The sequence below is a fragment of the Pseudoalteromonas sp. KJ63-1 genome, from assembly GCF_055808145.1.
In genome coordinates, this window is the sequence record NZ_CM147855.1 from 3,171,714 (window position 1) to 3,185,236 (window position 13,523).

General features: G+C 40.8%; 11 protein-coding genes and 4 tRNA genes. 5 read left to right on the forward strand and 10 right to left on the reverse strand.

Annotation, left to right across the window (positions count from 1 at the left end):
• Positions 1 to 76: 76 nt before the first annotated feature.
• On the forward strand, positions 77 to 988 hold the full coding sequence (locus AC0L7Q_RS15150; protein ID WP_409424168.1) for a hypothetical protein: 912 nt from the start codon (positions 77 to 79) through the stop codon (positions 986 to 988).
• Positions 989 to 1,254: 266 nt separating this feature from the next.
• Here AC0L7Q_RS15150 and tuf read toward each other — a convergent pair whose 3' ends face one another.
• The 8 genes from tuf to murB all read right to left on the reverse strand — a co-directional run bounded on the left by tuf (position 1,255) and on the right by murB (position 5,804).
• Positions 1,255 to 2,439 carry an elongation factor Tu gene (gene tuf / locus AC0L7Q_RS15155; protein WP_109875886.1) on the reverse strand — a complete coding sequence of 395 codons (1,185 nt, stop codon included), beginning with the start codon at positions 2,437 to 2,439 and terminating at the stop codon, positions 1,255 to 1,257.
• A 135-nt stretch (positions 2,440 to 2,574) separates the two neighbouring features.
• Positions 2,575 to 2,650 (reverse strand) — tRNA-Thr (locus AC0L7Q_RS15160).
• A gap of 10 nt (positions 2,651 to 2,660) precedes the next feature.
• A tRNA-Gly gene (locus AC0L7Q_RS15165) sits at positions 2,661 to 2,735 on the reverse strand.
• Between the two features lie 46 nt (positions 2,736 to 2,781).
• Positions 2,782 to 2,866: transfer RNA gene (locus AC0L7Q_RS15170), tRNA-Tyr, on the reverse strand.
• Between the two features lie 41 nt (positions 2,867 to 2,907).
• Positions 2,908 to 2,983: transfer RNA gene (locus tag AC0L7Q_RS15175), tRNA-Thr, on the reverse strand.
• Between the two features lie 126 nt (positions 2,984 to 3,109).
• Positions 3,110 to 3,808, reverse strand: coding sequence for a type III pantothenate kinase (locus AC0L7Q_RS15180; RefSeq protein WP_409424169.1), 699 nt, complete (start codon positions 3,806 to 3,808; stop codon positions 3,110 to 3,112).
• On the reverse strand, positions 3,805 to 4,797 hold the full coding sequence (gene birA / locus AC0L7Q_RS15185) for a bifunctional biotin--[acetyl-CoA-carboxylase] ligase/biotin operon repressor BirA (protein ID WP_413400960.1): 993 nt from the start codon (positions 4,795 to 4,797) through the stop codon (positions 3,805 to 3,807). Before birA ends, AC0L7Q_RS15180 begins: the two co-directional genes overlap by 4 nt.
• Positions 4,794 to 5,804: a UDP-N-acetylmuramate dehydrogenase gene (gene murB / locus AC0L7Q_RS15190; protein WP_109875748.1), complete on the reverse strand. Its 1,011-nt coding sequence runs from the start codon at positions 5,802 to 5,804 to the stop codon at positions 4,794 to 4,796. The genes birA and murB overlap by 4 nt, the downstream gene beginning before the upstream one ends.
• A 143-nt stretch (positions 5,805 to 5,947) precedes the next feature.
• Between murB and AC0L7Q_RS15195 the strand changes: the two genes are divergently transcribed.
• Positions 5,948 to 7,789, forward strand: coding sequence for a M1 family metallopeptidase (locus AC0L7Q_RS15195; protein WP_413400961.1), 1,842 nt, complete (start codon positions 5,948 to 5,950; stop codon positions 7,787 to 7,789).
• 50 nt (positions 7,790 to 7,839) lie between these two features.
• On the opposite strand, the gene AC0L7Q_RS15200 is transcribed toward AC0L7Q_RS15195, so the two are convergent.
• Entirely contained in the window at positions 7,840 to 8,442 is a 603-nt protein-coding gene (locus AC0L7Q_RS15200; RefSeq protein WP_010392289.1) for a DUF2057 domain-containing protein, read from the reverse strand.
• 92 nt (positions 8,443 to 8,534) lie between these two features.
• On the opposite strand from AC0L7Q_RS15200, the gene AC0L7Q_RS15205 reads away from it, so the two are divergent.
• The 3 genes from AC0L7Q_RS15205 (at position 8,535) to AC0L7Q_RS15215 (ending at position 12,010) form a co-directional block, all read left to right on the forward strand.
• Complete coding sequence (locus AC0L7Q_RS15205; protein WP_010392287.1) at positions 8,535 to 8,906, forward strand: histidine triad nucleotide-binding protein; 372 nt, start codon at positions 8,535 to 8,537, stop codon at positions 8,904 to 8,906.
• A 210-nt stretch (positions 8,907 to 9,116) separates the two neighbouring features.
• Complete coding sequence (locus AC0L7Q_RS15210; RefSeq protein WP_138609560.1) at positions 9,117 to 9,773, forward strand: helix-turn-helix transcriptional regulator; 657 nt, start codon at positions 9,117 to 9,119, stop codon at positions 9,771 to 9,773.
• Positions 9,774 to 9,853: 80 nt separating this feature from the next.
• Positions 9,854 to 12,010 (forward strand): response regulator, encoded by a 2,157-nt coding sequence (locus AC0L7Q_RS15215; protein WP_413400962.1) that lies wholly within the window; start codon positions 9,854 to 9,856, stop codon positions 12,008 to 12,010.
• A 66-nt stretch (positions 12,011 to 12,076) separates the two neighbouring features.
• Here AC0L7Q_RS15215 and AC0L7Q_RS15220 read toward each other — a convergent pair whose 3' ends face one another.
• Positions 12,077 to 13,501, reverse strand: a complete 1,425-nt coding sequence (locus AC0L7Q_RS15220; RefSeq protein WP_413400963.1) for a mannose-1-phosphate guanylyltransferase/mannose-6-phosphate isomerase — start codon at positions 13,499 to 13,501, stop codon at positions 12,077 to 12,079.
• Positions 13,502 to 13,523 lie beyond the last annotated feature (22 nt).

The window sequence follows — 13,523 nt, forward strand, 5'->3', positions numbered from 1 at the left end:
CTTCATTTAACACACTTTTTAACAGACTTATATTTCGAAAACAGATAAATTACCCATTTTAGAGGCAGATTATTTTATGACTATAAACAAAGGAACTATTGCGATTACTATAGCAACACTTGCCTTGGTAATTTCATGCTACGGAACATTTTTTAAAAATCAGCCCAGTTCGCTTAATAAACCCAAGCAGCAACAGCTAAGCTCCACAGTTTCTATTAGTACTCCTACAGAATACCAGCAATCAAATGAAGCCTTAATTGACGAACTAAGCAAGAAAGTAAGTTCGCTACAACGCCAATTAGCTAACTTAAAACTACACGCTAATGGCTCTTATCAAGAACAAGATACCGACGAATTTAAGGAACTTGTTCTTAACGTACTTGAGGAAAAGCAGCAGCAAGAAGCTGAGGAACTGCGCGAGCAAAATCCTCTTTATGGTTTTTATGCAGATTTACCAGAAGACTATGATTTAAGGATCAAATCAGAACCTGATTATGCTAAACAAATAAACTCTCAATTAAGAGAGCAAACTTTAGATCCAAGCATGGCAGATTTAGATAGGTTAGCTGCACTTAGCCAACTGCAAATGAATATGTATATTCTAAATAAATCTACTATGCCTGAGTATGACTATGAAGTAGTAGGTAACATTTTAAATTTAGCGAACAACAGTAGTAACGAAAAATTTAAAATTCAAGCTGTTGAGTTAACAACTCAAACACCGGTACTTGATTACCGCCTTGCAGAGCAATTTACAAACTTGTTAGAGCGAGACACGAATGATTATATCCGTCGCTTAGCTGCACAAGGGTTGATGGCGCAATACTACCAAGCTCAAAATAAGCAAGATGGCTACACAAAGCAAATGGCGCAGCATCTACTTTCAGTTTATGACAATAGCTCTGACAATGCAGTCAGAGCAACGCTTGACGAAATGATGGGTAACCAAGATATGCTTGATGAGTTACGTAAGAATGCTGGTTACTAACTGATTAAGTTCATGCTCCTACCTTGTTACAGCAATAACATTAATACTTACACTTTACCGCAGACATTAAAAAACCCGAGACTTAGCTCGGGTTTTACTAATGCTTAATGCATTACAACAGTTGATTGCTCAACGATAATTGCCACAAAGCACCTACGCCTAAGGTAAGAGCGCCACCTTCATGCTTTATTCTCTAAATTGCAGGTATTAAAAAACCCGAGACTAAGCTCGGGTTTTTTTAATGCTTAATGCATTACAACTGTTGATTACTCAACGATAGTTGCAACAACACCAGCACCAACAGTACGGCCACCTTCACGGATAGCGAAACGAAGACCTTCGTCCATCGCGATTGGCGCGATTAGAGTTACTGTCATCTTAACGTTATCACCAGGCATTACCATTTCTACGCCTTCTGGTAACTGTACGTCACCTGTTACGTCAGTTGTACGGAAGTAGAACTGTGGACGGTAACCTTTGAAGAATGGAGTATGACGACCACCTTCATCTTTAGAAAGTACGTATACTTCTGAAGTGAATGTTGTGTGTGGGTTGATTGAACCAGGCTTAGCTAGTACTTGACCACGTTCAACGTCTTCACGCTTAGTACCACGTAGAAGTGCACCAATGTTCTCACCAGCACGACCTTCGTCAAGAAGCTTACGGAACATTTCAACACCAGTACAAGTAGACTTAGTAGTCTCTTTGATACCAACGATTTCAACTTCGTCATTCACGTTGATGATACCAGCTTCAACACGACCAGTTACAACAGTACCACGACCTTGGATTGAGAAAACGTCTTCGATAGGCATGATGAATGGCTTATCGATGTCACGCTCTGGCTCTGGAATGTAAGAATCTAGTGCTTCTGCAAGCTCTACGATTTTAGCTTCCCATTGCTCTTCGCCTTCAAGTGCTTTAAGTGCAGAACCTTGAATTAGTGGTAAGTCATCACCTGGGAAGTCGTATTCAGAAAGAAGTTCACGAACTTCCATTTCTACTAGCTCAAGTAGCTCTTCATCATCAACCATGTCACATTTGTTCATGAATACAACGATGTAAGGAACGCCAACTTGGCGAGAAAGTAGGATGTGCTCACGAGTTTGTGGCATAGGACCGTCAGTCGCAGCAACTACTAAGATAGCGCCGTCCATTTGAGCAGCACCAGTGATCATGTTTTTAACATAATCGGCGTGACCAGGACAATCTACGTGTGCGTAGTGACGAGTAGGTGTATCGTACTCAACGTGTGAAGTTGAGATTGTGATACCACGCTCGCGCTCTTCTGGAGCGTTATCGATTGATGCGAAGTCTTTAGCAACACCGCCGTATACTTTTGCAAGTACGTTAGTGATTGCTGCAGTTAGTGTAGTTTTACCGTGGTCAACGTGGCCGATTGTACCAACGTTTACGTGCGGTTTTACGCGTTCAAACTTTTCTTTTGCCATGACGGAACCTATCAGTTTTGTGTATCTAGATTACATATGAAAATAATCCACCATAGGTAGATTAAGTTAATTTTTTCAAATTTCAAATAGTTTTTTCTGACAGATAAAGGAAGTGTTTAAGGAGATTCAATTGACTGGTGCTGATAGGCAGATTTGAACTGCCGACCTCACCCTTACCAAGGGTGCGCTCTACCAACTGAGCTATATCAGCATCATCAAATTGGAGCGGGCAGCGGGAATCGAACCCGCATCATCAGCTTGGAAGGCTGAGGTAATAGCCATTATACGATGCCCGCTTTAAGGAACCTGTTCTTAAACTACCTCTAACCGTCTAGAATAAAGTGGTGGAGGGAGCTGGATTCGAACCAGCGAAGGCTGAGCCGTCAGATTTACAGTCTGATCCCTTTGGCCGCTCGGGAACCCCTCCACGATAATTCTTTATACTAAGCACTTCCGGTAAAAGGAAAGTGGTGCCGACTAACCGAGTCGAACGGTTGACCTACTGATTACAAGTCAGTTGCTCTACCAGCTGAGCTAAGTCGGCACTGCTTTAGTACGGGGCGAGATTCTAGAGTAAGGTTTATTGGGATGCAACCAAAAAATTAAAAAAAATGTGATTTTATGCTTCAAACGCTCACTATTCGCGCAAAAAGCAGTTTTTTTGTTGTTTTTAACTCTTTTTAGCTAACTCATACCAGTAATTTAAGCCTTTCATCACTAGCATTGGGTCGAAAATACTGTCTGAAAAATGACCTTGTAATAGCTGACCATAACCACCAGCAAAAATTAAAAGGCTATTTTTTGTATTTAAATGCAGCTTTGCTTGTTCAATTGCGCCAATAGTTGCCACTAAAGCGCCGTTTTTTAATCCGTTAGGGGTATTTTTGCCAAGTTCATTAGAAAATGGCGTGTTTGCATCATCAAATACGCGCTGAGTATTTTGAGTGAGTGAGGCAGTCATTAAATCAAGCCCTGGTAATATCCAACCACCTAAGTGCTGCCCATCATTATTAAGGATGTCTATAGTCGTTGCCGTGCCTGCATCAACAACAATTGCGGCCGTATTAGGGTAAAGCGTGTAACCACTAATGAGCGCCAACCATCTATCTATACCCAAATTACCCACTTGTTGATACGCGCAATGTAACGTACCGAGTTCATGACTAACCGTAGCCTCAAAGCAATCGATATTTTGTGCTTGGGCTTTTTCTAATAGCTGCTTGAGTAGTTCACTACGGCCCACACAAGCGTATACAACAACCGTAATTTGCAGCCATGGAATATTATTAGTATCGCATGGCTGTATTTGCCCATCTTGCCACAATACAGCTTTGAGTGAGGTATTACCTACATCAATGAGTAATCTCATGCTTGCGCCTTTCTTAATGAAATCTCACCGCCATAATAACTTTTCACTTCACCGTCTTGGCGAATACGTACACCACCGTGCGCATCTATACCTTCACAAATGCCACACCAACTTCGATGTCCGGTATTAAGCTCTACCTGCTGACCAGCAAATGCATTTAATGCATTCCATTGTTGGTACATAGTTTGTAAGCCATTCTCACGATATTGCGCTAAGCGTTGCTCTAAACAATAAGTTAATGAAGCTACTAGTTGATTTTTATCTAGCTGCTGGGTGTGCTGACTTAAATCGGTCCACGCTTGGTCAATGTGCTGACTGGCACTTTCTGGCATATTTAAATTAATACCAACCCCTATCACTAACTGACAGGGTCCTTGTGGCTGCCCGTCTAATTCGACCAAGACACCTGCGAGTTTTTGTTTGTTTATATAAATGTCGTTTGGCCATTTAAGCTCTACTTCAATATCATAAAGTGCTTTTATCGCATCATACACAGCTAAACCAACAGCAATCGATACGCCCATAGCGGCTTGTAAACCATCGTCTAAGCGCCAAAAATAACTGTAGTATAAGTTAGCACCAAAGGGTGATTGCCATACTCGGCCTCGACGCCCCCGCCCTGCTTGCTGCATTTCGGCTACAATCACGGTACCCGATTTTAGTGCTGCTTTAGCTTGAATGCGGCGCATTAACTCGCTGTTGGTTGAATCAATCAGTGGTTGCACTTCAATATTCGCGGTATTAGCGCCTAACTCAGCATAGTGCTGCTGTATGCTTTGCTGATTAAGTAAACCTACTTGGTTATTTAAGCAATAGCCTTTACCTGTAACTTTAAATACATCTAAGCCCATAGCCTGTAAGCTTTGAATATGCTTACTTACCGCCGCGCGACTTATTCCTAATTCATCGCCTAGTGCTTGCCCAGAGACAAACCCACCTTCATTCAGTGCATTTAAAATAGCCAGCTTGTTTCCATCAGGTGCCTTCATACTGATTGCTCCAAAGAGATATGGCATTCATTGTCTTGATCAATTAACCGCACTTCGTGTTCTAAACTTATGTTGTAACGTGTTAAAACAATATCCTGAATGTGAGCAATCATATTAATTAAATCATCCCCTGTACTATTACCATGATTAACTAGTACCAGCGCTTGTTGTTGATGCACTTCTATACCTGCAATTTTATATCCCTTTAATCCCGCTTGCTCTATTAACCACCCTGCAGCCACTTTATGGTGACCGGCACCATGCGGGTAATGAGGTACCTCAGGATACGTCGTAATTAACTGCGCTAATTCACTATTGGTGATAATAGGGTTCTTAAAAAAACTGCCCGCATTAGCCAGCTTATAGGGATTTGGGAGTTTGCTGTTACGCGTTTGTATCACTTGTGCGCACACTTGCTGTGGCGTCGGGTTTTTTAGTTGTTGTAGCGGGCCATAACTGAGTACTGGCTGCCATATTTTGGACAACTTAAAGTGCACTTGGGTGATCACTGCTTTATTTTTTAGCGCGTGTTTAAATACCGATTCACGATAAGCAAAATGACATTGCTGATTAGTTAAAGATTTAAAGCTACCGCTATCAATATCAAAATAATCAACAGCTTCAATAAACTGAGCTATTTCTACGCCATAGGCACCAATATTTTGTACTGGTGCAGCACCGACTGTACCGGGTATGAGGGCTAAGTTTTCAAACCCCGCGATACCTTGCTCCAGCAAGTAAGTCACTAATTGATGCCAATTTTCACCGGCAGCTACACTAACTAAAAAGTCATGCGAGCGCTCAGTTATAGTAATGCCTTGGGTTGCCATTTTAATGACCGTGCCTGCATAGTCATTTAAAAAAATAGTATTGCTGCCCTCACCCAACAAACAAAAAGGGACTTTAAAGCACTGACTTTTAAGCTGCGCTGAGTCGGTAATCTCGACAAAATTTTGGCATTGGCTACTTAATGCAAATGTATGTAAGGGTTGTAATGAGTGCGGCACAAAGCCCTCTGAAGGTAGCAATAATTAATCGCTCTAGTTTAACTCATCGTCGCAAATTGCGCATCAGCTTGTAAAAATTGTTCAACCCACTGCAGCAATCATGATATAAAACCTGCACTTTTTTATTTGTACTCAAGGTAATTATGAAAATCACACCTCTTTTTTTAAGCCTCGCTATGGCAGGTATGTGCTCGCAGGCAATGGCCAGCGCTATTGATCAAAATTCCTACGCCAACCTTGATGATGTTATCACCACACATTTAAACCTTGATTTAGACATCGACTTTGCCGACAAGCAATTAGAAGGTTTTGTTGAGCATACGCTACAATGGCAAAATGCCAGCAGCAAAAAGCTAGTACTTGATACCCGTGACCTTGATATTGATAAAGTCATGTATCAAACACAAAATGGTAATTGGCATAAAGCTAGTTTTAACCTTGCTAACCGTGATGATGTTAAAGGTTCAAAACTAACTATTACCTTTAAAAATCAAGCAAAGAAAGTGCGTATTTACTACAACAGCCGCCCAGAAGCGTCGGGCTTACAGTGGTTAACGCCAGAGCAAACTGCCAGTAAAACGCACCCGTTTATGTATAGCCAGTCGCAAGCGATTCATGCACGTAGTTGGATCCCAGTGCAAGATACCCCAGCAATGCGCGTAACTTATAACGCACGCATTCATACCCCTGAGGATATTCGTGCGGTAATGAGCGCTGATAATAAAGATGCTCTTTATAAAGATGGTGATTACCACTTCACTATGCCACAAGCAATTTCACCTTACTTAATTGCAATTGGTGCAGGTAACTTAGAATTTAAGGCCATGTCTAAGCAAACTGGTATTTTTGCAGAGCCAACTATTTTAGATGCTTCGGTTGCTGAGTTTGATGACACCCAAGCGATGATCGACAAAACCAATGCTATGTACGGCGACTATGCATGGGGTCGTTATGATTTACTTATGCTACCACCTAGCTTTCCATTTGGTGGTATGGAAAACCCACGTTTATCATTTATTACCCCAACTGTTGTGGCTGGCGATAAAAGCTTAGTTAATCTGATTGCGCACGAGCTTGCACATTCTTGGTCTGGTAACTTAGTGACTAACGCCACATGGGAAGATTTATGGTTAAACGAAGGTTTTACCTCTTACGTTGAAAACCGCATTATGGAAGAAGTATTTGGTCGTGACCGTGCTGTTATGGAACAAGCACTTGATGCAGCTGGCCTACGTGCGCAACTTAAAACCATTGATGCTCCAGACACACGCCTTAATTTAAAACTTAATGGCCGCGATCCAGATGATGCGTTTAGCTCAGTGCCTTACACAAAAGGTCAGCTATTTTTAATCTACCTAGAAGAAAAATATGGCCGTGATAAGTTTGATGACTTTGTTAAAACCTACTTTAATGAGTTTGCATTTAAATCGCTAACCACAGCGCAATTTGTTACTTACATCAAAGCTAACTTAATTGAAAAGTATCCAGGCGTAGTGACCATGGATAAAGTAAACGAGTGGATTTTTCAGCCAGGTTTACCAAGTGATGCACCTAACCCAACCTCTGACGCGTTCGATAAAGTCGATACTGCAACAGCGAGCTGGTTAAAAGGGGATACAACTGCCGCACAATTACCCACTGCAAATTGGACTGTGCATGAGTGGCTACACTTTTTAAACAACTTACCGCGCGATTTAAGCATTGAAAAAATGACTGAATTAGACGGCGAGTTTAACTTAACCCAATCAACCAACGCAGAACGTGCGTTTGCATGGTACATGCTAGCAGTAGGTAATGGTTACCAACCAATTTACCCTGCGCTTGATAAGCATTTATCGGGTATTGGTCGTCGTAAGCTTATCGTGCCGCTTTATAAAGCGCTTATTACCAATGGTAAAAAAGATTGGGCACAAAGCGTATACTTAAAAGCACGTCCGGGTTATCACCCACTGGCACAAGGTACCATTGACGCATTATTTAAATAGCGTTATCAATAAATTAAAAAGGGCCAACTTGGCCCTTTTTTAATGCTTAATTATTTTGTTACTTTATCTAAAAAAGCCTGCCTTTCAGCGAGCGTTGCTTGTTGCCACCAAAAGTCGAGCATATTGGCAGCGCTTGGCATGCCCTTACCATTAATTGGCGCAATCGGTTTAATTGGGCGGCTTGGTTTTTGTGGGCCGGCAGGGGTTTCTGAGGCCTGCTGATTAAACTGTGAACTTTGTAGTTGTCGTTCAGCTATCACATTTAATGGCTCAGCTAAGGTACTGCCTTTTGCTTTTAAGCTTACTTGCGGTGCCTCAGCAAATACTTTCGCTGCCACCGCATTTTCAGCACGATTAAATACTAAGGTGTAATCTTTACCTGCTTCAACAGTTACATTAACCCAAAAAGGCTCTGACTCAATCACTTCGTGATCGTCATAACCTAAATCATATAAATCTGTGTATTTAAGCTTTAACTGATAAGTACCCGGTGCTAATTCAACATCATCAACACGACTAAAAATCGAACTTTCAATGACTCGTTCACCCACTTGTAAAGGAACAAACTCCTCGGGAAAGTGAATGTTTTCTGCCAAACTCGATGCACTCACCAAGAGCGCCGCTACACTGCCTAATAATATTGATTTACGCATAATTACTCCTTTAGTTGATTTCAGTTTGACACTGCTGACAAAATTTGTCATTAGTGACATATATATTAATCGAACAAATTAGAGTCATCATTATGAGTCAAGAGACTATTTTTACTAAAATTATTAATCGTGAAATTCCTGCTGACATTATTTACGAAGACGACCTAGCACTTGCGTTTAAAGATATTAACCCTCAAGCACCTTTTCATGCGCTGATTATTCCTAAACAAGCCATTGCCACAATTAACGATGTCACTGAGGAAAACTCACACCTTGTTGGTCATCTATATGTGGTTGCAGCTAAACTTGCCAAACAACTTAATTTTAGCGATGACGGCTACCGCGTAGTGATGAACTGCAACGAACACGGCGGGCAAACTGTTTACCATATTCATTTACACATGCTAGCGGGAAAAGAAATGGGCTGGCCTCCGTATCAAAACACTAAAAAAGTTGCGCTATAATCGCCCATTAAATCCTGTATCTTAAAAAATACATTAAAAATACGGCGTTTTTCTTATATACCAAAAAAACAATTACTTATTTGCAACATTTTATGTTTAAATAATCAGAAATCGCACCTTTTCGCCAGTGAAATTGTTACTCCCTAATACAAAAGGTGTGCAGGGATCGTGGTAAGATTAATTAGCCAGCTTTATAAAAGAGTAAAATACATGAGCAGTTCAGCCTTTTTGTTGTTAGATGAAGAACCAATTAACACTATTGGTATTAACGTTTTAGAGCCTTTGTTAAAAACGCAGGGCCTAGACGTAACTACAGGTACGAATATTTTAGATGTTCCGGTAGGTACTCGCTTATTGTTCATTGAAACATCAAGTAAAGACGCATGGACTAAGCTAAAAGAGCAACTCGTTAATTTACGCGTCAAATGCGATATTGTGTTATTTAATTTAGATGAAAACCCAGAGCTTGCTAATCGTGCATTACTCAGTGGTATTCGCGGTGTATTTTACACCACCGATAATGCTGACGTATTAATGAAAGGGATTCGTTTACTACTTGAAGATCAGCTTTGGTATCGTCGTGATATTATGTGTAATGCGCTCAACCGCATGCTGCAATTTAACAAAGACGCACTACATAAGCTAACTGATGGCGATATTGAGCCAATCAAACTCACTAAACGTGAAAAAGCGATTATCTCGTTAATGAGTAACGGGTCAAAAAATAAAGAAATTGCTGAAGAGTTAAGCATTAGCCCGCACACGGTTAAAACCCATTTATACAGCGCATTTAGAAAAACCAAATGTCGTAACCGTATTGAACTACTCTCTTGGGCACAACAAAATATCCCTGACGAAATTCGTTAAGGCTTATTTAAATAAATTCAATACAGGCACTTCAGGTGCCTGTTTTTATATCTTCTTTAAAAATCGCTGTTGGGGTCTTAATGCTCGACTCATTTACGCTTTATTTTGCCAGTATCGCTGTTATGACAGTGATGACGTTACTGAACTTTTTAACTTGGCGTACCAATAAGCACGTACCCGGCACATTACTTTACATTTTCTATCCTCTATTCCTATTAGCTGCCATTGTAAGCTTTGCACTGGTACCCAAAATCCCTGACGAGATCGCACTCACCTTTGCAAATAACATTCTTTTTTTAGCGTCAATAGTACACTGCTTATCACTAAGTCAGTTTTTAAATTACCGCGGCTATGGTTTTAAATTAGTCTGTATATTTACAACGTTCAGTGCTCTATTGCTTATTTACTTTACTTTTATACAACCATCTATGCGCTCACGGGTATATATTTGTGATTTTCAACACATCCTTGAGGCTATTTTTTTACTATTTATATTTATAAAATATGCGCGTAGACCCTATCCAAATGGCAGTATTGTTTATATTATAATTCTAACGTTGGTCGCTTTTAGTTCGGTTACTCGCACTTTATTTATGAGTGACATCGATCAACAAGATGTTACTCAGGCTCCATGGTTCACCTACCCATTATTTTTAAATAACGTCATTGCCCCTATGTTTTATGCAGCCGGTATGGCGCTATTGTGTAATGAACGCAGGGAATTAAGGCTTAATAAGCTCACCGAAAAAGCACACAAAGACCTGGAAATTCGCGGACTCTTTTTATCCACTATTAGCCATGAAATACGCACCCCATTAAACGGCATTTTAGGTAGCGCACAACTGGTGCTGAACCAAACTAGCGATAGCCGCAATAAAGCCTATTGCGAAGCCATTATCAACTCAGCAGAGTCACTCAACTTACTGGTAGATAAAGTGCTGGAATACGCAAGCTTAGATCAGCATGACGAAGCCTTGTACGAAGAAGACATAGAGTTCAAAACTTGGCTACAAAACTTATGCCTGCTGTTAAGCCCTTTGGCCGAACAAAAACAGCTTAAATTTGAGCTTGCCTGTAACATCCCCGATAAAGCCTGTTATTACTGCGACCAACAAAAGCTCAGACAAATCATTATTAATCTTGTGGGTAATGCGATTAAATTTACCGACACCGGCACAGTAAAAGTGCAAATTGATTTAATTAATGAAACTCAGCTCGATCATACCCTTAAAGTAAGCGTACTCGATTCAGGCCCGGGTATTGAAAAAGACGAAATTAATTATTTAACTGAGCCCTACATTCAAAGCAGCGCTGGTAAGGAAAAAGGCGGAACGGGGCTTGGTTTGGCTATAACTAGTCGTTTACTCGATAAAATAAATAGTCAGCTAGAAATCACTAGTGAACTGGAAGTCGGTAGCGTATTTAGCTTTAACATGACGTTAGCCATAGGTGAGCTTAGCCTTGTAGAGCAGCGCCATCAAAGTAAAGACTATCTGACCGGGCTTGATGTGTTACTTGTTGAAGATTTAGATTTAAACCAAAAAATAGCCGTTGAATTTATGGCTGACGACGAGCATAAAATTAAGCTCGCTAAAGATGGCAAAAGTGCGATTGAGTTGATGAAAAAATACCACTTTGATGTGGTGTTACTTGATATGAACTTACCCGACTTAACAGGGCAGCAAGTGCTAAAAACACTCAAACGAGTGGAGCATAAAAATCAGCGAACTCCAGTGCTGGCCTTTACCGCCAGTTTGAGCCCTGATGAAATAAAAGAATACTTAGCACTGGGTATTAAAGACATTGTTGGCAAGCCATTAAAGCAAGAAAAACTACGCCAAGCATTGAGTGATTCACAGTCAACACAAACCGCTAGCATTGCCGTCGAGCTGGTTGATACGTTATACGATGAAACTGCCACAGAAACCCTAACAAGCTCTTTTAGTATTGATGAAGTATCTTCTATTTATAATGAGTTTATCCTATCTGCGCGTAACAAACTGAGCCGTTGCCAAGCTTTATTAGAGCAAGACCCCGAGCAATGCATTAAGTTATTACATCGCCAAGCCAGCACCGCAATGCAACTTGGTTTTAATAGCTATGGACTGGCACTGAAAAAAATAGAACGACGCTTACTTGATAAAAAGCCATTAAATAACTCATTAAATGAAGCCAGCACACTGTGGCAACACAGTTTAGAAGCCTATTTAAGGTATGTGCGCCAAGGGCTAGAGTAATACGGTTACGGGCTACCAAGTTTTACGACCGTAACAAATGATCAACCATATTTACTATTTATACTGTTATTTTCTACCGTATACATCATCAAATCGCTCTATGTCACTTTCATCCAATATGGCACCCGTTTGCACTTCAATAACAATTAACGGCTCGGGCTGATTATTCGCTAAGCTGTGCAGTTGTTTTGCACCAATATAACAAGATTGGTCATGGGTCAGTGTTAAGCTTTGCTGGTCAATACATATATCTGCAGTACCTGAGACAACCACCCAATGCTCGGCACGATGCTGATGACGCTGGGTTGAGAGTTTTTCACCACTTTTTACGGTAATTTTTTTAACTTTAAAGCCGATACTTTCTATTAACGTACGATAATGTCCCCAAGGGCGGTAAACCACCTGATGATGCGCCAGTTTGTCATTTTGCGTAATTGCCAATTGCTTAAGTATTAAAGGCAAGCCTTCAAGCGAATCTTGTTTTGCAATCAAGGTGGCATCATGAGTATGTACAATCGCTAAATCGCTCACACCTAAAGTAGCAATTGTGTGCCCATCTTCACTAATAACTAGGTTATTAATACTATTCTGTGCAATATGTTGCTGATTTTGACTGTTACCCTGCGAATCTTTTTCTGCAAGCGCAGCCAGTGCAGAAAAACTGCCGACATCGCTCCACTTTAACGCCACAGGCATTACCACTACATTATTGCTGCGCTCTAAAATAGCGTAGTCAATTGAGTCATTTGGGCAAGATTCAAGTGCATGGGCATTTGCTCTGGTAAACGCTAAGTCTTGTTTAAAGTCAGTGGCACTAGCAACACTTTTAGCAATTTTAGGGGCAAAGCGTTCCAGTTCTTTTAGATATGCCGCGGGAGTAAATAAAAACATACCACTATTCCAACTATAACCGCCCTCAGCTAAATAAGTTAATGCAGTTGCTAAATCAGGCTTTTCCTTGAACTGGTCAACTTCAAAGCAACAGGTATCTTTAATGGCTGCGCCCTGTTTTATATAACCATAACCTGTGTGTGGCTCTGTCGGCGTAATTGAAAATGTAACTAATTTACCTTGCTCAGCAAGTTTAATCGCATCGGATAACTGAGCAGTTAATCCGGTAAAGTCTGCAATATGATGATCGGCAGGCATCACCAGCAAAGGGCCCGTAATATTATTTTTTAAAGCGTAGTGCGCGGCAAGGGCAATAGCTGGTGCGGTATTTTTGCCTTCTGGCTCAAGTACTATGGCATGGGGTTTTGCAAATGCAGCCTGCTCCGCAGCAATAAATCGATGCTGCTCATTACAGACCAAAATAGCGGGATTAAAGTCCTCAGTTGTAACACGTAATAAGGTACTTTGTAATAATGACTGCTGATTTTTATCATCAAGCAAAGATAAAAACTGCTTTGGCATTGCTTGGCGTGATAGCGGCCAAAGCCGTGTGCCAATGCCGCCTGCTAAAACTACCGGTGTAATAGGGGTTGTATTCATAAAGCCGCCAATAAAAATATCA